Source organism: Vibrio sp. 14N.309.X.WAT.E.F5 (assembly GCF_030397615.1).
GTDB classification, from domain to species: Bacteria; Pseudomonadota; Gammaproteobacteria; order Enterobacterales; family Vibrionaceae; genus Vibrio; species Vibrio lentus.
On the sequence record NZ_JAPNXR010000002.1, the window covers coordinates 341,530 to 367,384 of the forward strand.

Consider the following 25,855-nt stretch of genomic DNA (forward strand, 5'->3'; position numbering starts at 1 on the left):
TAGAAGTCAAAAGGCTCACTAGATAACGTCTAGTGAGCCTTTTTAATGGATATCGTTTCTGGCCAGTATATGAACTATCGCTATATCGTCCACACCACACGCACAGCAAGCAGAATCAACACCACGCCTGACAATCGATCGATCAACTGCGCTTTTGCTCGAATGCGCTCTACGATCAACGGGCTAGAGAGCACCAAAGTAATAAAGGTATACCAAAGGCCATCAACAATCAGTGGGGTTGAGACAATAATCACTTGATTGCTCAGTTCGTTACCTAACGCCACAAATTGGCTAAATAGAGCGATAAAAAACAGAGCGATCTTAGGGCTCAAGATTGAGATCAAGAAAGCTTCGCGAGCAGACTGCATGTAGCTCATCTGTTCACCCGCTTCCAATTTCGCGGCAACACCACCTTTCGAACGCAACGCGTTTACACCGAGATAGAGCAGATACGCTGCACCCGCTAAACTGATCCCTTTGAACAACATTGGTGATTGCTCAAGCACAACGGCTAAACCGACAATGGTTGCGAACGCGTAAATACCTATGCCCGCAGCGTGTGACCAAGCTGCAATAAGTCCGTTCATACGGCCACCAGCCAAACTGTGCTTAGCGATCATCGCCAAGCTTGGGCCCGGAGACATTGCACCCAACAAGCAGATCGCTAATAAAGAAAACCAAATTGTTACTGTCATCATTCCATTCCTAGTAAAACAAAGCGTTCCAGCTGAACACTCTACAATTAATACTCAATACTTAGCGCTTACAATAAGCCGCAGTAGGTATTATTTGAAATCAAAGATTATCATTACTGGTATGATTTGAAATCATACTGATATTATAACTCGACTTTTGGATGGCTTTAAACGCTTTCTCTCGAGCCCATTTATGGGCAGAGTCGTTGTCATACTTAGGATGCCACATCAGCCAATAGGTATGCATTTCTGTCTCAAACGGCAGCGAAAAGTAAGCGACATCGAGGTGTCGACCCAAGTTGTAAGCAATATGCTCCGGCACAATCATCAAGTAGTCGTCTTGCATTAACACGTTTCCCGCCGATGAAAAGAACGGTACCTGCAATGCGATTCTGCGTTTATGTCCCTGTTTCTTTAACGCAATATCCGAATAGCTGTCTTTGTCTCCCCCACCCGTGACTTTGATATGTGAGTAACTCACGATGTCTTCCGAGCTTATGGCTGATTGCTTAGCCAACGGATGAGAGGCTCTCATCAAACACACGGACTTATCCTCTCCGAGCTTGATACTTGAGACATGATCCGGCTTTTTGGGGAACATACTCGACGCCAAGTGAATACCTGATTCATTGAGCGTTTCAAGGAAGTTAGGCTGCCACAAACGATAAGCCAAGTTGATATGAGGCGCGTCCTTCGATACCTCGGACACAATAATGGGTAAGATATACTGAGCAACATAATCACTCGAAGCCAACACCAATTCACCTTGCCAATCTTGTGGATCAAATGGCTTATCATCTAAGAGGTGGTCAAACTCGCCCAGCAAGTCATCGAGCTTGCCTTTAAGCAACAAAGCACGGTTGGTTGGAACCAGTTTGTTCCCATCACGAACCAGAAGAGGATCACCACATAGATCTCTAAGCTGAGCCAATTGACGGCTCACCGCCGACTGCGTGATGTGCAGACGCTGAGCGGCTCGACTGACATGGCACTCTTCAAGAAGCACATGCAGCGACCGCAGTAAATTTAAATTGATATTACCTAACATCAGCAACCTTAGAGTGAATAAGAATAGAGTGAGTAACAATAAGTTGAGTAAGTACGGACAAATGACGACACAGTGAATGTAAGCGGCATTAACTCAAGACATATTAAAAGACGAAGTTTGCTTGTTGAAGAATTCCGTTAAGACAGTATGAGTCATAAGATGTCGAAGTTCAGGATAGCCTTGCAGCTGGTCGCGAATTTGGTTCAAACGCTCCATGCTTTCAACTTCAACATAAAGCATCATGTCGGTCTCACCGCTGATAGAGTGACACCACTGCACACCATCAATGGCGTAGATATTTTTAGCGTAAGACTCACAATTATGGTTACTGCTCGACATGTCAAACTTCAAAGAGATATAAGCGCCAACGTTCTTCGGTAAATCAGGCTCGGTCACCTGTGCACAATATCCTGTAATGATCTTATCGTTTTCCAGCTTCTTGATTCTGGCGTTCACCGCAGAGCGAGACAGGCTGACATCTTTGGCGATATCGCTCACTGAACATCGAGCGTTAGTTTTTAGAATATCTAAAATTTGGCGATCAAATTTATCCATGCTTCTGATTCTTTCCATTTATTGTTCTATTTATAACGCCTAATTTGACACAACTTTCTTACTTATAACAGCCATTATGACAGCCGACACTTTCACGCTTAATCAAATTAATACCGTTAAATTGACGGTGTCTTAAGACGTTTCGCTAGCTGTATTATTGATGTCGACAATGTATGCTTTCAATCTCAGCCTCACAAGACTGCATCATAAAACCGATATCAAAGCCAATAGCAAGGACAGCGAATGACGCAACTCAAACAAGAAATCACGCTTATTTCAGGAATTGGACAACTCTCTACGACCTTGCTTGGCACAGGATTATTTATGATCCCAGCTATCGCGGCAGGCATTGCAGGGCAGTTATCACTACTAGCATGGTTAATCCTGTTTATCGCCATTTGCCCGATTGCACTAACCTTCGCAGCATTAGGGAAACGCTACCCCAATGCAGGGGGCACGGCCTATTTTGTGCGCCAAGCATTCAGCGAGCGATTAGAAACCAGTGTGGCTTGGTTGTTTGTGAGTGTTATTCCTGTTGGTATTCCAGCGGCGATTGCATTGGCAGGAGGCTTTGCTCAACAACTGTTACCAGCACCACTCGACACACCATTAGGTGCTCAATCCTTTACCGTCGCTCTGCTTATTGCCGTCAATTTGATGGGCAGTAAGTCTTCAGGCCGCTTGCAAACCGTAATTGCCTTATCGATTTTTGCTTTAGTCAGCGCTTTTGTCTGGAAAGCCGACATTACTGCCGCTGACATCGCGCTTCCGACTATGACATCCGATTCAATGTGGTCTATTGGTGCTGCACTGGCGGTTATGTTTTGGTGCTTTGTAGGAATCGAAGCCTTTGCTCACATGGGAGAGGAATTTAAGAATCCACAGCGTGACTTCCCCATCGCCATCATTGCCGGATGTTTCGTCGCAGGCTTAGTGTACTGGGCTTGTTCAGTGGTTATTATCAAGCTAGGCGCTTATGGTTCGCCGGAATTTGATGCTGCCTCTATCCCGTGGGTGACAGAGCAACTGTTTGGCAATGGCTTTAAAACCGTCATCAGTGTACTTGGCTTCTTTGCTTGTTTTGCTAGCCTAAACCTTTACACCCAAAGCTTGTCTCGCATGATTTGGGCTCAAGCTCGCCAACACACTCCGACCAATAAAATGGCGCAGCTCAACAGCCGTGGCGTACCACTTTATCCAACCTTAGCAATCGGCTTTATTGCGCTTATTTCGTGTGTAATCGGCGAGCTGTCTAATTTGGATCTCGAATTCTTTCTTAAACTCGCCAATGGTATTTTTGTTCTAGTTTATCTGCTTGCGATGTTAGCGGCCTGCCGATTACTGACTGGCGCATCGAGATACACAGCCATGATTTCACTGGTCATCTGTACCTTGGTGTTTATCTGCCTAAGTTGGTCGATGCTCTATGCAGTGACTGTTTTTGTGACATTGTCACTCCCTTGGCGCAAATGGTTGGGTAAACCCACCGTCTCTATCGACAAGTTGTAACTCGATTAGTGATGAATCAGAAAATTGTAAACAAGCCCTACCAATATTACTGATAAAAAAGCCGAGCGATCTGTTTGATCTTCGGCTTTATGTCAGCCAGTCGGATATTACCAAACCCCAGCACTGCACCACTCCAATCACGAGCATCACTTGATCCATATTCATAAAAGTCAAAAGGACGAATGATGATATTTTCAAGCTCTGCCCTACGGCTCCACTCATGTTCAGATATCCCTTGATACCACTTCACGGTCACATGTAGCCCTGCAGCCTGACTGATCACTTCAAGATCGCCATGAAACTCACTTTTAATCGCTTCTATCATCGCTTCATGCTTGAGTTTGTATGAACGACGCATCTTTCTGATATGACGCAATAAATCGCCTTCGCGAACAAAATCCGCCAGCGCTTCTTGTGTATGTGACGCTGTATCTCCAGTGAGCGCATCTTTAATCTCAAGACACTTCGCCACCAGACTTTCTGGCACCACCAAATAACCTAGTCGCAAGCCATTGAACATCACCTTACTCAAGGAACCGACATAGATGATGCGATCATCGAACCCTAACTTTCCCGCCAAACCTTGCATGCTGGTATAAGGGCGATGAGCAAACTGAAACTCACTGTCGTAGTCATCTTCAATGATCCATGACTGATTTTGATTGGCCCAATCGATCAGCTTAAGGCGTTGCTCAGTATTTAAGGTCGTGCCCATTGGGTATTGGTTACTTGGGGTGACATACAGAGCCTTAGCATTACTGGACAACACTTTTTCAATATCTAATCCAACCTTTTCACGCACACTCACACCGTCTAACTCTAGCCTCAACAGATCGATGATTTTATGCACTTGTCGATAGCCGGGCTCTTCCACAAGGATTTTGTCCCCCATCGCTAACGTCGCCATCAAACCAATTGAGATGGCTTGCTGCGCACCTGCGGTGATGATGATTCTATCGGCACTGCAGTGAACCGAGCGACTGCTTGCAAGATACCCGCTCAATGCTTCCCTCAAGGCCAAGCTTCCCTGAACCTCTTGATTACCCGCAATGTTCTGACGTGTAGAGTGACGTTGCAGCAGCCTCTGCCATTTCGCAAAAGGGAACGCATCTAAGTCAGGGACTCCGGGCGCAAAACTGCGGTTAATGTCGTTAGGTTTCGCTATGTTTGCACTCGGTTTACTGACGGTTTGTTGAATCTTCGCATCCTGAACACACTTCGGTTGAGACAAACTTAGAAAGTATTCTGGTTGTTCAACCGAGACATAAAACCCTGAGCCTTGCTTACTCTCGATATAGCCCTCGGTGACCAATTGTTCATACGCGTAAATCACCGTATTTCGACTTACCGACAGTTCTACGGCCAACTTACGTGTTGAAGGTAACTTGCTGCCTTTGCTCCATAAATCTTGAACGATCTTTTCTCTGATCGCATGAAACAAGGCGGTTTGACGTGTGTCATGTTGCTCGTCTAACTGTAGGTCACCGACATCAATAGGCTGCATAACTGGATCCAAATAGTGTTTAAAAGTGGCTCTATTTAAGAGACCAGTTAATCGCTACATTAATCAAAAGGCAATGATTAAGGAGCGATTATGTTATCTAACACGAAAAGAACTACGATTAAAAAAGGGGCTCACAAAGCCGTATTTGAACAAGAGAAACTTCATCAAATCATAGATGAGAGCTTAATCGCACACATTGCATTGCAAGGCGAACATGGACCAATGGTTATTCCAATGCTCGCGTGGCGAGTGGATGACAAGGTCTACATTCATGGCGCTAAAAACAGCCGCTTGTTGAAAGGCTTAAAAAAAGGAGAGCCAACCTGTTTAACGTTCACTTTGTTCGATGGTTGGGTGTTAGCTCGTTCGGCATTTCATCACAGTGCGCATTATCGTTCTGCTGTGGTGTTGGGGTCATTTTCAGTCATCGATGACAACCAAGAAAAGGATCGCTTGTTGAATATCTTTATTGAGCAAATCGCACCGGGCAGAACCGATGAAGTCAGGCTCAGTAATGAAAAAGAACTCACCGCGACCGAGTTATTGGCGATACCTTTAACGGAAGCCTCCGTGAAGATTGGTAAACATGGTGTGAATGATGATAAAACCGATATGGATATCCCAGTATGGGCTGGCGTATTACCTTATCGAACGATCGTAGGGCCATTAGAAACGGTGCCTGAGCAAGAAGGCGTCATCGATAAGCCTGATTATCAATCAGCCTATGGCGAACGTTGGTATCAGAATTAACACGACAAGGTGGTCAGCAAAGGATAATTGTATACAATCTGGTTTATCAAATTTTTAACATAACTAAATAGTTAATCAGACAATGCAGAAGAATAAGGAAACTCTCCCACTTCAAGACTTGCTCAATGGTATTGGGCAAGTCTATTTCACGTCATCTGTCATGACGTCCTTTCTGCTATTGCTCGCTATTTCAATTGAGTCACTGTCACTGGCTTTTCTTACCTTATTCGGTGCGAGTTGCAGCTATGGATTTGCCTTACTGACCAATAAACCGTCTCATGATATTGAGAATGGCATGTATGCGCTAAATGGCGCACTGATTGCTTTGTTCATCGGGAATTTTTTTGAAGTAAATGGGTGGCTGATTATAGTAGTAGCCCTCGGCTCGCTGATAACCGTACCCATCGCCAAGATCGTGTTTAGCTTTAAGAAGTATCGCGGTTACACAAGTGCCTTTATTGTCACCTCTTGGTTTATCTACATGCTTCAATCAGGCTTGAACCTCCCTTTTTTCACACCCTCAAACACTACGCTACAGTCGACAGCGTTTTTAACATTCAACGATTGGTTGAACCTACCAAGCATGGCCATAACGTTGTTAAAAGGCATCAGCCAAGTCAGCTTCATCAACAATGAGTTATCGGGGTTAGTTATCTTGGCTGCGATTGCGTTCAACAATATTAAGCATGCGCTATGGGTAATACTTGCGGTGACCGTCGGCACCGTTTTCAGCCAGTTAATCGGTGTCTCTGACGAACTGATCAAACAAGGCCTGTATGGTTACAATGCTGTGCTTGCGACCTTAGCGCTTGTGCTATATCAACGCGTCCCTTGGCCACTGATTATTCTATCCATGCTTCTAACCTGCTTAGTCACTTTGGGCTTTCACAAATTACAACTCGTTCCGCTTACCGCACCATTCATTTTAAGCACGTGGGGCATGGTTTATTTTGCCAGTCGGCTTAGAAAGAAAGGTTCGAACAGTACAAACTCTACTCCAACTAAATAATCATGGTTATGGCTAACGATGCTTATTACTGATAACGAAGCTAACTATCCAACTGAAAGCGCTCTGCATATTGCTTAGGCGTCAAACCCCGATGCTTTTTGAACATACGATTAAAGCTCGCCACGTTGGTATAACCTAAACGTTTTGCCACCTCTTCAATGGGCAATGAATACCTCAACAACTCAACCGCGATATTGCTGAGCACGTAACCAGTGATAGTTGAAAAGTTAACGCCGAGATCGTGTAACCGACGCTGAAACTGCTGCTCAGACAACCCCAATAAGCTGGATACCTTACTTAAGGTGGGCAAGCCAAAATGACGGCTGTAATTGATCATTTCATAGGTGACTTTATGGTCATCGGCAGCATCAGGCATATTTAGATAGTTGTCCAAGTCATGAAAATTCATGGCCAGGCTCATTTTACTGACGGACGGAGATTGGTTGGTAGAGAGCCTTAATTTACTTGGTAACCACACCTCGGTTCTCGGTTTGTCCCACTGAATATTGCAACCAAAGTACTCCTGATAAAGTGCAGCATTCTCTCGACGCCCCGCAATTGTCACAGCTGCTGGCTTAAAGTCCTCCCCTAGGTAACAACGCAATATCTTCATCATAAAGATAGCGACTCGAACCGAGTCATGAACCTTCCCCGCCTCCGAATAAGATGGGTTGTGATAACACCACTTGATAAGGTTCCCCACTTGGGCCCCATACAGGTAAGCCCCAGACTGTAAGCAGTGTAGCCCGGTGTTCACTCGACGGATCGTCGAGGCCAAATCATGACCAGAGAAAATCCAATTCGATAGTGGGCCAAGCTTTTCAATTTCTACACGGTCAGCAAGCTTTAATATGATGTCAGGATCGTTAGTTTGTTGCTCAAGGCCCACAAACCAACGGTCTACTTCACGTACAGGAATGAGGTTCATCGGGTTCTTAAATACCGAGCTTGGAATGCCCAATTGTTCGGCATCAACACCATCGTAAGCAACTGCGTACTGGTATATTCCCCAAATACCTAATGCTCTCAGGAAGTTAGAATTATTCATATGAGCGTCTTTCCTTACACACCAAACACTAATCACGTCATTTAATGTCGATTATTAACGTAATCTGTGAAATTACAACCTGTAAATTTGCATTCCATCACACTCGGCGTTCAAATTTTACTTAGGGTTGATCAATGAGTTTACTAAGTGTCCCATTCGTTGGAACAGGCGCAGATACCGCATTACACGTTGTAGCAGGCGTTGTGTTGGTCGCAACAATCGCAGCAGCCTGTTACGGCTTTTGGCGTATTCATGAATTACCAATCAATAAAGCTCACAGTAAAGAGCACCACCAGCTCGGTTTAATCACCGCTTTAACGTGGATTGGCTTCATATGGCACTGGGTATGGGTACTCGCAGTAATCGTGTCGTTTGTTGATATGGAAAAAGCCATTATCAACCTTAGAGATACATGGCGTGCACCAAGCAACACCAGCACAGAGAGTACGAGTAATAGCAATGCGAATACTGTCGGCAACGTAAACAGCACTCAATCGGTTGATAATAAGGAGAACCCAGCATGTTAGAAGGTTTGGCTGTATGGGCACTCTTTATTTATTTGCTGCGCTTAGTGGGCATGCCGTGGAACAAAGGTACTAAGGCGTTTGCTTACTTAGGTGGCACGTCTTGGTTACTGTTCGTCTGGGTTGGGTTGGTCAACTTTACCCCAATGGATCTGTCTGGCGGGTCGGTTGTACAGTCTCCCCATATTCAGCTGCGTCCAGACTCAACATCGGTCACCGGCAAAACCACCAAGGTTCACATCAGTCCAAACCAAGACGTGACGAAAGGTGAGTTAATCTACGAGATTGATGACACCAAATATGTCATCGCGAGAGACAAAGCAAGCGTTCAACTTGAATCTGCTCACGTAGCCTTAGATACCGCTCGACAAGAAGTCAGCATCGCAGAGATCAGTCATCAGTCTGCGCTTGAAGACATCAAAGCGTCTATCGCACAAATTGAATCAGCAAAAACAGACTTAGTCCTTCAATCGAAGACTCTCTCTCGTTACCAGCGACAAAACAATGTTGTTAAACATACGATTACTGAGGCCGACATAGACCAGCAAACGGCCAAGGTAGACTTAGCAACACATAACGTCACCACTTTGGAATCTCAACTGAGTAAAAAAGAAGTCGACGCCGAGAACGCGAAGTTAAACATCCACAAAGCAGAAACGAACGTCAGTAAAAAGCAAACTGAAGTCGACTCTGCAAAGGCAACCTTAGCCCAAGCGCAATGGGACCTTAACAGCACCAAAGTCACCGCCCCGACAGATGGCTTTGTGACTAACTTTATTCTTCGTGAAGGGCAACGAGTCTCAATGATGCCTCGTATCCAGATGTATACAGAAGAGAAGTACGTGCTAATGCGGGTTAATCACCAAGCGATTCGTAACGTAAAAGTGGGCCAGCCTGCTGAATTTGCTACGCCGGTTTATCCTGGAAAGGTTTTCTCTGCGACCGTCGAAGGTATTGTTGAAGCGACAGGTGAAGCACAAGCCAGTTTACTTGGTATTGATGAACAGGTTCGAGTAACAACCGGACGGAATCTTCAAAACAAACACCACTTCGTGAGACTGAAGATCGAAGAAACAGAAGGCTATGATATCCCAGTAGGCTCTGTTGGACTGGCATGGGTGAGTGGCGAAAAGCCAATCAGCTTTATGGCATTCTTAGATGTTATCCGTGGAATCATTATCAGAATGAAGTCGCAACTGTACTTCTTCTATTCGATATAACACGACTTCAATAAATTAGAACCAATAGTAAGCCCACATAGACTGATGTCATGTGGGCTTTTTTAATGCTTGCGTTGGCTTTAGTCTCTGTTTTGGTTTGAGTATCAAACTGGCTTCTTGTCTTTATCGCCTACTTACCACACTTGAAAATACTCAATTTCCCTTACTGATAAAATGTAAAATTGGTTGCAGAGCATCAACAATTCGCAAAATGCATTTTCATAATGCAAAAACACCTTTCAAATACGCACCAAATTGCTGTAAAACAGCCCAATTCATAGGTTTAAAAGTTGGCACGCTATCTGCAATGTATATATTGACCCTTCTTAAGCCGAGGGTCACCTAGCCAACTGACGTTGTTAGTGAACCTTTCTTGTTCACGATATATATAGGCCAATTGCGAATATTGCGATTGGCCATTTTTTTGCCTGCAATTTAAGAAACATCGTCCATCCAATATACAGACACCCATTCACGGCTATAATCGCTAGCATTCATAGTGAAGTTCAATCCTGACTCATCATCTACGTCATAGAAAACGTTTTCTAATTATTTTTAAAAAATAAATTTAAAAAGTAACCTTATGTTTTAAATGTCTATTTTTAACAAAGCTGCTTTAATAGCTGACTTATTGACAAAACTAGCATTGACTATGTGGTTTATATCACCATAATGCGCTCGTTTGCCTGCAATACGGCGACCGTTATTTTTAATTTTGATCAATTGCGGAGGTAAAAGATGGCTGCGGATAATAACTACAGTCTTGGGCCGGTTCCAACATCGGCTAGGAAAGGAGTTGCTTCACTCACCATGGTAATGCTTGGGCTCACTTTCTTCTCTGCAAGTATGTGGACAGGTGGTTCACTCGGGACAGGTCTTTCTTTCAACGATTTCTTCCTCGCCGTTCTCATCGGTAACCTAATTCTTGGTATTTACACTTCTTTTCTTGGCTACATCGGCTCATCTACTGGCCTCTCTACTCACCTCCTTGCTCGTTTCTCTTTCGGTACTAAAGGCTCATGGCTTCCTTCTGCGCTACTTGGTGGTACACAAGTCGGTTGGTTTGGTGTGGGCGTTGCCATGTTTGCGATTCCGGTACAGAAAGCCACGGGCATTGATACCAACACCTTGATTGTTGTATCAGGGTTGTTGATGACCGGTACGGTGTATTTCGGTATTAAAGCGCTAATGGTACTCTCGGCGGTTGCCGTTCCTGCGATTGCCATTCTGGGTGGTTACTCAGTACTGACCGCGGTAGACAGTGTTGGCGGGCTAGAACAGCTACAACTCATCGAGCCGGAAACACCAATGGACTTCTCAATGGCGTTAGCAATGGTTGTCGGTTCATTCGTGAGTGCAGGTACTTTAACTGCCGATTTCGTTCGCTTTGGTAAAAAGCCAGCGAGCGCAGTATTAATTACAATGGTCGCGTTCTTCATCGGTAACTCACTGATGTTTATCTTTGGTGCAGCCGGTGCAGCAGCGACGGGTCTCTCTGACATTTCAGATGTGATGATTGCGCAAGGACTACTTCTTCCTGCCATCATCGTTCTAGGCTTGAACATCTGGACAACCAATGAAAACGCACTTTATGCGTCAGGTCTTGGTTTATCCAACATCACTGGCCGCTCAAGTACTACAATGTCTATCATTAACGGCATCGTAGGTACGATTTTCGCGCTTTGGTTATACAACAACTTCGTCGGCTGGTTAACCTTCCTTTCGCTGGCAATTCCACCGATTGGTGGCGTAATCATCGCCGACTTCTTTGCGAACCGTAAACGTTACAAAGATTTTGCAAAAGCAGAGTTCCAAACCGTTAACTGGGCTGGCATTATCGCGGTAGCAACAGGCGTAGCCGCTGGTCACTTCCTTCCTGGCATCGTTCCTTTGAACGCCGTGTTTGGTGGTGCGATCAGTTACCTCGTGCTTAACCCTCTATTGAATAAAAACGCTCTGAAATCTCAGGCCGCTTAAGGACACACTATGACAACCTTATTAATCAAGAACGCGAAGCTTCAAGACCAAGATGGCTTGAAACAAATCCTGATTGAAAATGGTCAATTTTCTCGCATTCTCGATAATGACGCGCCAATCAATCATCAAGGTGAGATCCTTGATGCTGAAGGTGGCATTGCAGTTTCTCCTTTCTGTGAACCGCATATTCACCTAGATACTACGCAAACGGCTGGAGAACCTAACTGGAACATCTCTGGTACTTTGTTTGAAGGTATTGAGCGTTGGGCTGAGCGTAAAGAATTGTTATCAATCGAAGACGTAAAGTCTCGTGCGAAACAAACACTGAAATGGCAGATTGCTAACGGTGTTCAACACGTGCGTACTCACGTTGATGTATCGGATCCAACGTTAGTTGCGTTACGAGCAATGGTTGAAGTTCGTGAAGAGATGAAAGAGTGGGTCGACATTCAGATCGTTGCATTCCCTCAGGAAGGCATTCTTTCATACCCTAACGGCAAAGAATTGCTTGAAGAAGCTGTGAAGATCGGTGCTGACGTTATTGGTGCTATCCCTCACTTCGAATTTACTCGTGAGTACGGTATTGAATCTCTGCACTATGCGTTCGAGCTTGCACGCAAATACGACTGCCTGATCGACGTTCACTGTGATGAAATCGATGACGAGCAATCTCGCTTTGTTGAAACACTGGCGGCTCTTGCTCATAAATTCGACATGGGTGAAAAAGTAACGGCAAGCCATACGACAGCAATGGGCTCTTACAATGGTGCTTACGCATCTCGCCTATTCCGCTTGCTAAAAATGTCGGGTATTAACTTCGTCGCGAACCCGTTAGTAAACATTCACTTACAAGGTCGTTTCGATGACTACCCGAAGCGCCGTGGCGTGACTCGTGTTAAAGAGATGCTAGCGGCTAATATCAATGTGTGTTTCGGCCATGATGATGTGTTTGACCCATGGTACCCACTGGGTACAGCGAATATGCTGCAAGTTCTGCACATGGGACTGCACGTAACACAAGTTATGGGCTACGACCAAATCAACACCTCACTTGATTTGATCAGCAAGAATTCAGCTCGTACTCTGAACATTCAAGACAACTACGGTATTGAAGAAGGTAAGCCTGGTAGCCTACTGATCTTGCCAGCAGACAACGGTTTTGATGCTGTTCGTCGCCAAGTGCCTGTTCAATACTCGGTACGACACGGCAAGGTCATCGCTGAAACGCAACCTGCGAAAACAAAAATTAACTTAGATCAGACAGAAGATATCAACTTCAAGCGTTAATATCGTCTATACTGATGAAGAAAAGGAAGCTACAGGCTTCCTTTTTACTTTGTCATAGCGTGTAACTTTATAAAACTATCAACTATTAAGGGTAGTTTTGTTAACGAGCACAACATGACAAAAAAACTCGCTGATTTCTCAATCAATGAGTGTACAACCGGAAAGACTGTGTTAACATGCACTCGCTCTGTTAGCCGGAGTTATTTAAGTTAGATAAATAGTAAAAAATGACATGTAAAATCGTTACCCGTTTTTGTAAGTAGTTTTTCCTTATTTCTTAGCAATATTAAATAATTCAATTATCAGCGCATTGCAGTAATGCAATCAACAATTTAGAAAATTTATGAATAAGGGACAAATTATGTCTAACACAAATACTGGCACTGTAAAATGGTTTAACGAAGAGAAAGGTTTCGGTTTCATTTCTCAAGACAACGGCGGTGCTGACGTATTCGTACACTTCCGTGCAATCGCTTCAGAAGGTTTCAAAACTCTGAAAGAAGGCCAAAAGGTTTCTTTCGAAGTTGAAAACGGTCAAAAAGGCCTACAAGCAGCAAACGTTGTTGCTCAATAATTAGCTTTTAGCTAAAAAGAATTTTAAAGCGCTGATTTTTATCGGCGCTTTTTTATGCCTACAATAAAACTTCTTACCTGAAATAAAGCCTCTGTCCCCGTTATCATCACCTCTACACTGCGTCATATTACCTACTTTTCAGCTACCCGCTTTCCTCAAACTCTCTCGACTCAACTAACCTATCAAAGCTCATCTTCTATTGATTCTCAAAGCACCTAGAAGACAGCCAATCAATCTATCAAAAACATAGCGATTCTTCTTAGCAGTTACCAACTTTATGCTAAACCCTCATCAATCGACTTAGTGAAACTCCAAATCTAACCTTCTCCTCTTTGGTCAAAGAACAATCGATTTAATGTTCGATATAAATATGCAATCGATTTCCATAATAAAAATGATTGATTTATCCAACCCTTATCCATTAATTATATAATTTTTAAAGCAAATACACGCAAAATCCGCTAACCTAGCGACAAGTGGCTTTAGTTGGTTTGGTATCTGTAGTAAAAATAATGAACAAAGATGAATTTCAGAAATCCACCGCTAATTTGAAAAAAGCGGTGCCTCTTATGATGAAGAATAGAGTGTCGACAACACCTGCAAATTACGCACTTTGGTACACCTATGTCGACAACGCTATCCCGCAGCTCACCAAAGATATGGATGGTGTGTTAGAGCACTACGGTATCTGCCCTCCTGCGGTAGGTGAACAGCTCTACAACAACTACGTTGCAAGCAAATCCGAAACCAATATCAATGACCTACGAGCAAACCTAGAACTGTTAGTTTCTGAGGTTTCTAACTCGATGAACGATACTCTCACCGACACTTCAGCTTTCTCTGAGATGATCGATAAGAGCTTTGAAGACTTATCTCGTGTCGACAATGAAAGTTTGTCTATTGATGAAGTGATGTCGTTGGTCCGTCAGCTGGTTTCTGAATCTCGCAATATTCGACACTCGACTCAGTTCTTAAGCTCTCAACTGAACTCTGCAACGTCAGAAATCAGCAAACTCAAGACACAACTTGTCGAAGTACAGAAAGACGCGCTATTTGATAGCACGACCACGCTTTATAACCGACGCTCTCTGGATCGTGATTTAGAGACGTTGTGCGAAGCTAAGCAGTCGTTATGCCTCATTCTTCTCGATATCGACCATTTTAAAAACTTCAACGACACCTACGGACACTTGTTTGGCGATATGGTTCTTAAGGGTATTGCTCGTAAGTTAAAGCAAATGTGTCGCGAAGGGATTTCCGCTTACCGATTCGGTGGCGAAGAGTTCGCTCTCATTGTACCGAACAAATCATTACGCATTGCACGTCAACTTGCTGAGACCAATAGGCGTTCTCTGGAAAAACTGTCGATCAAAGATCGCCGCAGTGGACAACAGGTTGGTAGCATCACCGCATCGTTTGGCGTTGCTGAACTTGAACCTGGTGAATCAGCGGAATCACTGATCGAGCGTGCTGATAAACTACTTTACGAAGCAAAATCTCTCGGCCGCAATAGAGTGATGCCGCTGTAGTCTGCAATCATCTGAACAAATTTACAGCTAAACAGCGTACTTACTAAGCCCTGAGCTCTAGGTTCTAGGTTCTAGGTTCTAAAATAGACTCGCAGTTAACATCGAAAAGCAAAAAGCCCCAATCAATAACCAGTAGGTTAATCATTGGGGCTTTGTCGTTTATGCTCAGTGGTCAGTGTTTGATGTTAAAGACAACCAAAATTGCTAACTCATGACTCAGCATCTTTCATGAGTACGAAAGACTAAAGTGCGTAGCAGTAATTAAGGCAATAATCTTCACCGCTCTTAGCTCGGAACTCTTTGTCTTCGCTGCATGCTTTTGGTTTACCCTTCTCATCACCTTGAACTAGGCTGATCCAGTGACGTATTGCTGTCGTGATCCCTTGACGCTCAGTATTCGCTTGTACCGCTTCCATTGGTGACTGGCCAAAAGTAGTGCATGACTCTAGCTGAATATCATCGATATCGACCAGTTCAATGCAACCTGTCCCTTTGTGACAACCAAACATCACTTCTAAATGGCTTCCACTGCTATCTCGGAACAAGATTGAGTCTGGGTCACACTTCTCACCCATGTAAGCCACAAACTGCTTAGGATGCTTTAGACCGCTGTGTTGGCCATCTTTGAAATAAGCCATGATATGGCGGTAATCAACTACGTAGCTCGTTACATCTTGATGTGAACCGTTCTCTAGTGGGAACAATCGGTCTAGCAGTTGCTTCGCTTTGAGTTGCTTCTCAGTTTGCTGTTTGGCACTGATAGTCTCCACGGCAAAGACAGCTTCAGCGATAAATGGTTTTGTTTGTTTTTGGATTTCTGTTTTATCGAATGTAAGCATATTCATAGTCTTTCCCTCTTGACTAACCCGGTGAACATTCACCGATTTTTAAAGCAAAAATGTGTCCTAGAGCAATTATTCCAAACTAACGTTTAACTTATTTGTCATTTTGTGAATTGCTTAGTTTGTAGATTAGCGCTTTTTTACATACAATTTCACAACAAAAATTTTACAATGTGAATTTTACAAATATGGCCTTGTCAAAAAGTTTAGTTCGTCAGTCACATTTCCTAGGTACTAAGATCCGTAACCTAAGGAAGCGTAACCATTTAACCATGGAAGATCTGTCTGCGCGTTGTATAAGAATCAACCCAGAATACGCACCTTCCGTTTCTTACCTTTCAATGATTGAACGTGGAAAGCGAGTTCCAAGCATCGATATGCTGGAAGTCATTGCGCAGGTCTTTCAGAAGAACCCCACGTGGTTTCTTGACGATGAATCAGAACAACAAGCCATTGCGCCTGACAAAGGGAATCGTGGCGGGATAAGTGGCATGGCACTCGAGCCGAGCTTTCTTTTCTCTAACGACATCCTGCAAATTGCGATACCAGAGATGTTGTCGCAAACCGGTATCTCTGGTCGTCAATTTGCCCACCTCTTGATTCGAGCTCACCAAGAGAGCAATCAAAACCACTTCCCTGATCTAGAACGAGCAGCAGAAGAAGTTGGCTTGAAACGCCTCAACCTTGGCGTTGAAGACCTTATCGACATCGCGAGAAACTTAGGTATTCAAATTCGCTGGGTAACACGCACGCCTCAAGACGTGGTGGATGAGCTCGGAATCAATGCCAAGCAATTAGTGACTTCGTTCTTCGAACCACCGGGTACGATTTTCTTGAACGAAATCCTCAAAGAGTACCCAACTCGACTGAAATACGATTTGTCGGTTTATATCGGCCATTGCATTTTGCACAGCAAGGAAGGGCTTAAGAGTGTGTTGTCGGTAGGTAACAACAACACATGGGACGATAACCAAATATCGGGATCTTCTCAGCTGAACTCTCAAGACATTCTTCAAGCATGGCGAGACTTCGAATCTAGCTTCTTTGCCGGGGCACTGCTGTGTCCAAAAGTTCCATTTAGACAGCTGCTCGATCGTACTGGTTACGAAATCGACGTTCATAAAAGAGCGGGGGTTTCCCCCTCTGTTGCGATGCGCCGAATGACGGTAGTATCGCCCTACCCTCACTGGCACTACTTTGATGCTTATGGGCCGGGGAAACTCAAGGCGGTATACCGCGGGAACGGGATTCCACTGCCTTGGGGGAATATGAGAACGGTCGCCGACCCATGTCAACATTGGGCTGTGTTCCGTCGATTATCTGAACCTAGAGCAGGTAGCTCAGCTCAAATATCTATTTTAAATGTGGGCGATGAACCAAGAATCTACTGCTGTGAATCCATCAATATGACGGATCCTGCGGGTAACAATCGTGTGTTGTGTGCTGGTATAGACTTAAACCCGGCGATTGATGCTCAAGGTGGTAATTCAAGAGATATCGCAGAGCAGCTTAAGGCTTCATGTGTCAGCAATGGTGGCTCGGTAGCAATACCGCGTAACATCAAGAAAGATCTCACGACAGTAGCCAAGATTCTAAATATAAATTGGATTGAACGCGGGATCGAAACAGAGGCGAGGCTTATCTGCTCCAGAGGAGGAGAATGCCCACGCCAACCAAGCTGCTATTCAAAGTGTGGTGGGGATTAGCGATCTTTTAGCGAATCTAATGCAGCAAAGCAATAATATGGTCTCAAATAAGAACATGCTCTCAGATAAAAACATAGTGAACTCGTTTGCTATGTTCGATTCACGAGCTTAGTAAAAATAACCAATAGAACTCAAAATTCAGGCAAAAAAAAACCAATCACAATAAAGGTGATTGGTCATATATTTTGTGTGAACAATATGGGTTCACTAACAACGTCAGTTGGCTAGGTGACCCTCGGCTTAAGAAGGGTCACCATTAATAATGCAGTATGCGTGCCAACTTTTCACCTACGTATTTACTACGCATCTGGACACGTATTAGACACGAATTGCTGTTTATTTTGCAAAGTGGAATTGCAAATTGCAAAATAAAACAAAAACGCTAGTGATTATGTTGTTATTAAATAATAATTAACGTTCGATTAATCCTTTCAGAGCCTGCCATCTTCCATTTCCTCAACCTATTTTCAAACTAATAACCCATAAAATTTCCATATAACACGCATAAAAAAACGCGAACATTGAATATCAACATTCGCGTTTCATTGGGTTCGATTCAAAGCGTATAGCGGCTAGTTTCTAATTGCTAATTGCTAATTGCAGAAGGTAGCTTTCTAAAAAAGCGACCTTCGCAGTAATCAACTTAAACTGAACTCGTCTTTATTTTTGAGCAGCAGGCTTAGAGCGATGTCTAGATGGCTTGCTACCAGACGGTTTGTTCGTCGAAGGTTTATTGCCAGAAGGCTTGTTAGACGCTGATTGGTTTGATGAACGACCAGGGCCATAGCTACCACCATAACCTGATTTCTTCGGCTTACCAGCACCGTTTTGACCGCCTGAATTGGTGTTCTTCTCAGCGCCTCCAGCAGCATTACCGCGCTTATAGTTGCTACCATTGTTTCTTACAGACTTATCATCACCAGCAACTGCAGAGTTGCTGTCAGAGCCTTTGTTACCTGAGTTAGGCTTGTTCGCATTTGGCTTACGCTTAGGAGCAGAGCCTGAACCAGAAACATGACGCTTGTTCTTACCTGCTGGTTTGTGCCCACGAGCATTCTCACCAGAACGTTGACCATCAGAGTGCTCACGTGTCTTTTTCGGCTTCTTAGGCTTAATCGGACGCGAATCCAAACGAGATTCAGGCAGTTTGTTTACAGGTGCAAAACCTTCAAGTTCACGGCGCTCCAGCACTTGTTGAATAAGGCGCTCGATACCAAATAGCTCACCCACTTCATCAGCACATACCAATGAAATTGCTTTACCCACTTCACCAGCACGGCCAGTACGACCAATACGGTGAACGTAATCTTCTGATACGTTTGGAAGGTCGAAGTTCACTACTTGAGGCAGTTGCGGAATATCGATACCACGCGCTGCAATATCTGTTGCCACTAATACTCGTACTTTACCCGTTTTGAAGTTCTCTAGGGCTTTAGTACGCGCGCCTTGGCTCTTGTTGCCATGAATAGGTGCCGCAGAGATGCCTTGCTCGTCAAGGAAGTGAGAAAGCTTGTTCGCACCGTGTTTCGTTTTGCTGAACACGAGCACTTGTCGCCAATCGTTATCTTTGATCAGCTTGGCAAGCATTGGTGCTTTTTTCTTTTTATCTACTGGATAAATGCTTTGTTCAACAGTTGGTGCCGTTGAGTTTGCAGGGCTTACCGAGATTTCAACTGGGTTGTTTACTAAGCCTTTAGCCAAACCACGAATATCATCAGAGAACGTTGCTGAGAACAGTAGGTTCTGACGTTTTTTAGGCAAGAAAGCCAAGATCTTACGGATGTCGCGAATGAAACCCATGTCTAACATGCGGTCAGCTTCATCTAACACAAGGATCTCTAGCTGATCAAAACGCACTGCATTTTGATTGTATAGGTCAAGTAGGCGACCCGGTGTTGCCACCAGTACATCACTACCTTTACGCAGTTTTTGCATCTGAGGATTAATTTTCACGCCACCAAACACAACCGTAGAAGTCAAAGGTAGATTGATACCATACTTAACTACGCTGCCATTCACTTGCGCAGCAAGCTCACGAGTCGGTGTTAGTACTAACGCACGAACTTGATTCTGACGTACGCGAGGACCTTTTGATAACATTTCAAGAATAGGTAGCGTGAAGCCAGCAGTTTTACCTGTACCTGTTTGAGCAGCGGCCATTACATCTTTGCCCGTTAGGACAGCTGGTACGGCTTTCTCTTGGATTGGTGATGGCTTATCGTAACCTTGTGCTTCAATAGCTTTAAGGATCGGTTCAGAAAGGCCAAGGGAGGTAAAACTCATAGATTATTTTCTCAGTTGAATAACATTTAGTATGAGCAACGCGCAGAAAGAAGTCGTTGCTACAGCTTTCGCTCATCAATAGAATTGATAAGGAGCAAAGCGCGGTATTCTGAGGCTTTTCCCCACATTCAGCAACTAAATTCTAATCACAGTTCTAATTCAACCTACATAACTTGTCGCTTCTGTTCGTACATTTTTTCATCAGCCGCTTTCAAGAGCGCATCGACATCATCGTAGTTATTGTCATGAATAACCCAACCAACACTAATTCTAAGGTAAATTGAGTGCGTCTCGTAGACAACTGGCGTCGTACATATCGCCTTTCGAAGTTTAGCCACAATCGACGATACATGTTGATCATCGATGATGCGTGGCAACAAGACTAAGAACTCGTCCCCTCCTATCCTTGCGACGATATCTGAACCGCGCAATTCACTCTTGATACGCTTAGCACATTCAACTAATACCTGATCGCCAGCCGCATGACCAAACGTGTCGTTGATTGCTTTAAACCCATCGAGATCGATATTTACAACCGCAAAGGTTCTCGCTCTCTGCTTTTGAGTGGTAGTAAATGCCTGCCTAAGGCTGTACATGAAGTATCGACGATTCGGTAGCATGGTTAGCTCATCATGCATAGAACGGCTGTCTGCAATGCGGTACAGACGATAAATAGTAAAGAATGCAATCGCTAACACGAGCATGATGGAGTAACCCACCAGCCTAACCCCGTGTATTCGATACCAAGGCACGTCCATCAACACATGTTCGTTCCCTGATAGCGCCAAGAACCACCCTCCATAAGGGAAGTTAACTTGCTCAGTGGCAAACGCATTGGCAAATACGTATTGTTCACCATAGAAGATAGGGCCATCTTTGCCTGAACTATTCGCCCCCCGAATCGCGAGTTCGTACTTGTTCTCGATTTTCCCAATTCCGACATCTTCAAACAGTTCAGCTAAGTCAATAACAGCGCTAGATACACCCCAATAGTCTTGATTAAAAGGCGGGTCTCGAAAGATAGGAGTTCGCGTGATGAGGGCTTGGCCACCTTGAAGTAATTCAAAAGGCCCAGCAATAAAGGTGTTGCCAATATTTCGAGCTATCTCAACAGATTCCCATTGGTTTGGATAATCACGATAATTAATACCGAGAATCTGCTCATTACCTTCCATTGGGTAAACGAAATTAAGGATGTCATCTTTGGCGAGTCCGATAATTCGAATGTGGAATCCATCTCGAATGATGTTTTCGGCTATTTTGTCCCAGCTTTTCATATCGCTTTCTGGGTTTATCGTCACAAGCGTAGAGAAATTATTGAGGATATACATATCCGATACGATAGCGGCTTCTATACGCGAGCGTATTATGGAAAGCTGCTTTTTTGCCTCAGAATATGATTCATTTTTGAGGAAAGTTAATTGCTTGGCGTGAAAAACCTCTATGGCTGTCACGACAACCAAGAACAACAACAAAGATAATAATTTGGCAGGCCACTGCTTACTCGAACCACTTGGCATTTACGAACCTCTAACACATTTGTTCTGTTTACTGCCTTGAATCGGCTCATTTCTGGCTAATTCTTTCAGTATGCCGACAAGCTATTAAAAATCCACACTTTGCGTCGGGTCTCATTTCATTATTGAGCGATTCATCACTTCATAGTTAGTTAACTACACTGATTATTAAATCAAAAAACCTTAATGAACCTTATAAAGCTTACATTGTATTGACCCAAACCTTACATTGAAGGATTCATCAGTGTTATTTTATACTTACGATCAATCAGCTTGGTACCTTACGAACATGAAGCTAAAAACGCTAACTCTGTGCACATTGTTATCAGCCTCCGCTACAGTTGCGGTTCACGCACAAGCTACTTCTGATACGCAAACGGCTTTTGACACACAACAGACTGTTAACATACAAGAGAACAAACAAGCAACAAGCGTACCAAGTGTTCAATCACAAGCTGATGATCTCTACTCTCAAGAACAATCTTTTAAACAGTCTGCCGATCTGATACGCACAACCTACGAAAGCCAACTTTACACTCTGGCTGCATTCAAAGAGGGTCACTATGGTTTACGTATGTATCGACAAACATTAGACGATAAGTATTCCGCCGCCGTATGGAGCGACATGGCACGTGTTGCTAGTAAGCTTAGCGGCCTGTCGAATGACGTTCAAACCATGGAACAAATCGTACTCTACTCAGAAAAGCGCGTAGCTTCGTATGTGGGCGACAATGATGAACGCAGTGTGCGCCGTTACAACATCACTAAACATATGCCTGAATACCTTTATCTCGGTGTTGACCTACTCGGCTCTATGGCGCGAGCCAATGAATACGGTTTAGAGCACAAGAACGATGCCAAGCTTCGTGAGATTATTCGTCGTTACGACTTTTCACGATACGTGACCAATGAAGATATGGTTAAAGCGTGGGCAGCCCAACTCGCGAATCAAGTTTACTGGCTACGCCAATTGGGTGAGCAAGATGTGGTTGATGAGTTTGTCGAAACCTTCAAAAAAGCCTACCCAGATTCGCAAGACAGAAAGCTTTCAAGTCAGCAATATGGCAATAAAATCTATGGCATGACACATGTGATCTTTGGTGATTCAGAATATTACCAACATCAAGTAAGTGAACAAGAACACCAATGGATCTACGATTACTTCAGAGATAACATTGATACCATTCTGCTGCGCGCTAAAGAAGATGTGATTGCAGAGGTTGGATTAACCTTCTTATTGGCTGGCTTAGAAGATGACCCTGTTGTCGAAAAAACACGACTCGCTATCCAAGCTTCTATCGACAAAGAACACGGCATGATCCCTTCTATCACAGGTGATTTTGACCTTGAGTACGGCGAACACCGCAACGTGTTAGCAATCATGTTACTCGATTGGCAACAAGTGAACGAAGCACCGACGTTAAAAGGCAATCCTAAAGTGTTTACAACGATTCCGTATGGGCTAATTGAAAACCAGCCATTGAGTAAATAGAAACTCTGGAGTTCATCTATAAAACCCAAAAAGCCGCAAACCTCTCAAGGTCTGCGGCTTTTTAACTCTTATCACACCAACACTTCATTCTGGCTTAGGTTTAAGTTCAGGGGCAGACTTTGTTCATCACTATCGTGAAATCCCCTTCTGCGTATCCTTCTATCAAGGAAACATCGTCACAGAGTGTTTTACAGAATCGATAGACACCCTGAGGGTGATAACTCATCAAGGTATTGCGTGATGGATAATAACTTGAGTTCAACAGATTGAAGATCACCGTATGATTCGCAAGATCAAACATGCGAGTAATCATATCAGTAAGGTAATCTGCATCGCGTGAGTTGTAATTGAGCGAACCACTGGCAATAACCACATCGTGTGCTTCGAGGCTCATCCTACTCATGTCACCCGATAAAAACTGGCAGCGTTGTTCTGTGTAGTTTTGCTTGGCCTTTTTGAGGAAGTCTGCGTGTTGATCAACGCCGGTGTACGATTGAATTCGATAGATGCTGTCGAGCAGTTCAAACAGCTCGCCATAGCCACAACCCAAATCTAAGACACTCTTCCTTTCGAAGTCAGCCGAACGAGCGATCACTTCAAAGCGACACAATTGACTCTCTTCGCTCGTCCAACCTAGAGCTTTAGCCTTGTCACCATTCGAGCGGCTAGTCTGTTTTCGATGATACCAGTACACCTTAAAACGATCACGCCAGTGCATTACGTAAAGTCCACCTGAACTTTTCGACCACCAGCCTGTTCTTGATTGTGGTATTGCCAATCATATTGTGCGAGTAGCCTTTCTGTTAACTCTAAGCCGAGGCCAAAACCTAATTCATTATCTTCGATTGAGCCATCCGTATTGCAATTAACTATAACGACTCTTGAACCCTTTTGGACGATATCCACAGTACCATTCCCTGTGTGCTGATAGGCGTTCCGAATCAAATTGGTCAACACAATGCGTGTTAGGCCGGCTGGTAGCTGATATTGTGATTCATCACTCTCTAAGCTAACCGTAACTGGTTTCCCATTGAGTAAGTAAGTTAAGTCGTGGTTTATCTGTTGCAACATATCGCCAAGATGAATGTTATCAAGAGGTAGGTCTTTGTCTTGTTGTCGAGTGAGCCATAACAAGGTTTCTGTCAAATCTGTCATGGTAAAGCCCGCACGCTTGATTCGGTCGACAACTTCTAATTGCTTTTCCGGACTCTTACCCTTTTGAATCAGCTTCTCTAACAGTTCACTATTGGTTCTTGTGACGGCAATGGGTGTACGTAATTCGTGGCTCGCGTAACCCAGAAATTTCTGCTCTCGCTCTAAGCTGCTTTGAACCGAACTTAAGCTATCACGAATGATGCTAGCCAAGGTGTTCAACTCACTAAAATGAAAATCTGGCGTAGGTTCATTAAGGTTATCTTTATCTAACGACTTAGCCCAATTCTTTAACTGTTCAACAGGCGATGCCACTTTACGTAATATCAAAACTAAAATAGCGAAAAACAGGACAATCGCGGCTAATGCCGTCAGAAAAATTGTCACAAAATGAGGCAGTGCTTTGTCTTCTAAGAAGTGGTCTTGTGTTTGGTCAAACACAGCCGAAACGTAACGCACTTCATCTCCTTTCATCACTTTCATGACAAAGTAACCTTCTTTTGGCGGTGCAAAGATTGACTTACCAAGCACCTTTTTTGAGATGACATTTAACTCAACGTTACTCTGTTCAATATAAGTTTGAATGCCTTGTGGTAAATCGCCCCATTGCGTTGCAACCGTAAACTCTTGATTGGTCACAGGCTTGCCCGGCTTCACAACATCTTGTTGAGCTTGAGCAACCATAGAGCCACGCATAGCTACATCCATACCTGAGATAAAGTAATTTATACTCAATGCTGATAGAACCAAAATCGTCGTTACGCCCGTAACCAGAATCGCCAGCAAAACGTAGATTCTTAAACTTGGTCTAATCTTCATCCTACTGGTAACTCCTTAATCGCAAACCCTTTGCCCGCAATGGTATGCAGCAGTTTGTTGGCTTGTTCAGCATCCACTTGTTTACGTAGATTGAAGATATGCACTTTTAAGCTATTGCTGTCTGGTTGATCATCGCCCCACACTCCCTGCATGATGGTTTCTCGTGATACCGGATTGGGACTAGAACGCATCAGGATTTCTAATATTTTCAGAGCAGTAGGTGAAAGTTTTAGGGGAGTATTCGCTCGAGACGCTTGATGTTGCTTCAGGTCGATTTCTAGATCGCTCACCGATAAGCGGCTCACTTGACCACTGCGACGTTTTGCCAGAACTTGAGAGCGAACAATCAGCTCTTCCATGGCAAAGGGCTTCACCAAGTAATCGTCAGCCCCTTTTGAAAAACCGGTCAGCTTATCATCGAGAGTGTCTCGTGCTGTGAGCATCAATACTGGCGTATCAATACCTTGCGCTCTGAGATTCTCACACACTTGCAATCCGTTCATTTTTGGTAAGTTAAGGTCGAGGATCACTGCGTCATATCGATTACTCTCGATTAAGTTGAGCCCTGCTAATCCATTAGCAGCATGATCACATTGGATGTCTTCTAAATCGAGGTAATCAATAACAGCAGTGGCTAAATCAAGGTCGTCTTCAACCAAAAGTAATTGAAGCTTATCTGTGAGTTTATTGGTGACGGATTCTGCCATCATGACGACCTCTATTGTTAATTGTATTGTGGCTGGTAATGCGCGCTTCTGTAATGCGCTAGCCTATAGAGCCTTAACTGTAATGAACCTAGACCGCGGTTGCTGAGC

General features: G+C 44.0%; 22 protein-coding genes. 11 read left to right on the forward strand and 11 right to left on the reverse strand.

The features are described 5' to 3' along the window. Positions 1-80: 80 nt before the first annotated feature. From OW495_RS03895 to OW495_RS03905, 3 genes are all read right to left on the reverse strand, one after another. Entirely contained in the window at positions 81-695 is a 615-nt protein-coding gene (locus OW495_RS03895; protein WP_009845685.1) for a LysE family translocator, read from the reverse strand. A 100-nt stretch (positions 696-795) separates the two neighbouring features. After that, positions 796-1,743, reverse strand: a complete 948-nt coding sequence (locus OW495_RS03900) for a LysR family transcriptional regulator (RefSeq protein ID WP_102291869.1) — start codon at positions 1,741-1,743, stop codon at positions 796-798. A gap of 93 nt (positions 1,744-1,836) precedes the next feature. Next, positions 1,837-2,298, reverse strand: coding sequence for an Lrp/AsnC family transcriptional regulator (locus OW495_RS03905; protein ID WP_102291870.1), 462 nt, complete (start codon positions 2,296-2,298; stop codon positions 1,837-1,839). A gap of 243 nt (positions 2,299-2,541) precedes the next feature. Here OW495_RS03905 and yjeH point away from each other — a divergent pair, with 243 nt between their 5' ends. Further along, positions 2,542-3,807, forward strand: coding sequence for an L-methionine/branched-chain amino acid transporter (gene yjeH / locus OW495_RS03910; RefSeq protein WP_289885111.1), 1,266 nt, complete (start codon positions 2,542-2,544; stop codon positions 3,805-3,807). A gap of 46 nt (positions 3,808-3,853) precedes the next feature. Here yjeH and OW495_RS03915 read toward each other — a convergent pair whose 3' ends face one another. After that, the gene (locus tag OW495_RS03915; RefSeq protein ID WP_102326832.1) at positions 3,854-5,311 is read right to left on the reverse strand and encodes a PLP-dependent aminotransferase family protein; all 1,458 of its coding nucleotides are present in this window, start codon (positions 5,309-5,311) and stop codon (positions 3,854-3,856) included. Between the two features lie 90 nt (positions 5,312-5,401). Here OW495_RS03915 and OW495_RS03920 point away from each other — a divergent pair, with 90 nt between their 5' ends. Next, positions 5,402-6,061, forward strand: a complete 660-nt coding sequence (locus OW495_RS03920) for a pyridoxamine 5'-phosphate oxidase family protein (protein ID WP_102312822.1) — start codon at positions 5,402-5,404, stop codon at positions 6,059-6,061. Between the two features lie 82 nt (positions 6,062-6,143). After that, a complete protein-coding gene (locus OW495_RS03925; RefSeq protein WP_289885122.1) occupies positions 6,144-7,070 on the forward strand; it encodes an urea transporter in 927 nt (308 codons plus the stop codon). A gap of 40 nt (positions 7,071-7,110) precedes the next feature. On the opposite strand, the gene OW495_RS03930 is transcribed toward OW495_RS03925, so the two are convergent. After that, positions 7,111-8,118, reverse strand: coding sequence for an AraC family transcriptional regulator (locus tag OW495_RS03930; protein WP_289885125.1), 1,008 nt, complete (start codon positions 8,116-8,118; stop codon positions 7,111-7,113). A 134-nt stretch (positions 8,119-8,252) separates the two neighbouring features. Here OW495_RS03930 and OW495_RS03935 point away from each other — a divergent pair, with 134 nt between their 5' ends. From OW495_RS03935 to OW495_RS03960, 6 genes are all read left to right on the forward strand, one after another. Beyond that, positions 8,253-8,645, forward strand: coding sequence for an MFS transporter (locus OW495_RS03935; protein ID WP_289885126.1), 393 nt, complete (start codon positions 8,253-8,255; stop codon positions 8,643-8,645). Further along, positions 8,639-9,862: an efflux RND transporter periplasmic adaptor subunit gene (locus tag OW495_RS03940; protein WP_289885129.1), complete on the forward strand. Its 1,224-nt coding sequence runs from the start codon at positions 8,639-8,641 to the stop codon at positions 9,860-9,862. Before OW495_RS03935 ends, OW495_RS03940 begins: the two co-directional genes overlap by 7 nt. A 738-nt stretch (positions 9,863-10,600) precedes the next feature. Then, the gene (codB, locus tag OW495_RS03945; protein WP_076667865.1) at positions 10,601-11,839 is read left to right on the forward strand and encodes a cytosine permease; all 1,239 of its coding nucleotides are present in this window, start codon (positions 10,601-10,603) and stop codon (positions 11,837-11,839) included. A gap of 9 nt (positions 11,840-11,848) precedes the next feature. Beyond that, positions 11,849-13,126 carry a cytosine deaminase gene (locus OW495_RS03950; protein ID WP_065112724.1) on the forward strand — a complete coding sequence of 426 codons (1,278 nt, stop codon included), beginning with the start codon at positions 11,849-11,851 and terminating at the stop codon, positions 13,124-13,126. Positions 13,127-13,487: 361 nt separating this feature from the next. Continuing rightward, positions 13,488-13,700 carry a cold-shock protein gene (locus OW495_RS03955; protein WP_004730009.1) on the forward strand — a complete coding sequence of 71 codons (213 nt, stop codon included), beginning with the start codon at positions 13,488-13,490 and terminating at the stop codon, positions 13,698-13,700. A 512-nt stretch (positions 13,701-14,212) separates the two neighbouring features. Further along, positions 14,213-15,229: a GGDEF domain-containing protein gene (locus OW495_RS03960; RefSeq protein ID WP_065105338.1), complete on the forward strand. Its 1,017-nt coding sequence runs from the start codon at positions 14,213-14,215 to the stop codon at positions 15,227-15,229. Between the two features lie 242 nt (positions 15,230-15,471). Here the strand turns inward: OW495_RS03960 and OW495_RS03965 are convergent, their stop codons facing one another. Further along, positions 15,472-16,074, reverse strand: a complete 603-nt coding sequence (locus OW495_RS03965; protein WP_289885133.1) for a hypothetical protein — start codon at positions 16,072-16,074, stop codon at positions 15,472-15,474. Positions 16,075-16,244: 170 nt separating this feature from the next. On the opposite strand from OW495_RS03965, the gene OW495_RS03970 reads away from it, so the two are divergent. Further along, positions 16,245-17,777 carry a DUF3612 domain-containing protein gene (locus OW495_RS03970; RefSeq protein WP_017110788.1) on the forward strand — a complete coding sequence of 511 codons (1,533 nt, stop codon included), beginning with the start codon at positions 16,245-16,247 and terminating at the stop codon, positions 17,775-17,777. 660 nt (positions 17,778-18,437) lie between these two features. On the opposite strand, the gene OW495_RS03975 is transcribed toward OW495_RS03970, so the two are convergent. Further along, positions 18,438-20,060 (reverse strand): DEAD/DEAH box helicase, encoded by a 1,623-nt coding sequence (locus tag OW495_RS03975; protein WP_289885139.1) that lies wholly within the window; start codon positions 20,058-20,060, stop codon positions 18,438-18,440. Between the two features lie 164 nt (positions 20,061-20,224). Beyond that, complete coding sequence (locus tag OW495_RS03980) at positions 20,225-21,580, reverse strand: diguanylate cyclase (protein ID WP_102579034.1); 1,356 nt, start codon at positions 21,578-21,580, stop codon at positions 20,225-20,227. Positions 21,581-21,866: 286 nt separating this feature from the next. On the opposite strand from OW495_RS03980, the gene OW495_RS03985 reads away from it, so the two are divergent. Continuing rightward, positions 21,867-23,069: a DUF3541 domain-containing protein gene (locus OW495_RS03985; RefSeq protein ID WP_289885198.1), complete on the forward strand. Its 1,203-nt coding sequence runs from the start codon at positions 21,867-21,869 to the stop codon at positions 23,067-23,069. Between the two features lie 106 nt (positions 23,070-23,175). Here OW495_RS03985 and OW495_RS03990 read toward each other — a convergent pair whose 3' ends face one another. The 3 genes from OW495_RS03990 to OW495_RS04000 are packed head-to-tail and all read right to left on the reverse strand — an operon-like array spanning position 23,176 to position 25,747. Continuing rightward, positions 23,176-23,787, reverse strand: a complete 612-nt coding sequence (locus tag OW495_RS03990) for a class I SAM-dependent methyltransferase (RefSeq protein ID WP_065105334.1) — start codon at positions 23,785-23,787, stop codon at positions 23,176-23,178. Next, positions 23,787-25,040, reverse strand: coding sequence for a HAMP domain-containing sensor histidine kinase (locus OW495_RS03995; protein ID WP_102514195.1), 1,254 nt, complete (start codon positions 25,038-25,040; stop codon positions 23,787-23,789). The genes OW495_RS03990 and OW495_RS03995 overlap by 1 nt, the downstream gene beginning before the upstream one ends. Then, a complete protein-coding gene (locus OW495_RS04000; RefSeq protein ID WP_102514200.1) occupies positions 25,037-25,747 on the reverse strand; it encodes a response regulator transcription factor in 711 nt (236 codons plus the stop codon). The genes OW495_RS03995 and OW495_RS04000 overlap by 4 nt, the downstream gene beginning before the upstream one ends. Positions 25,748-25,855: the final 108 nt, after the last annotated feature.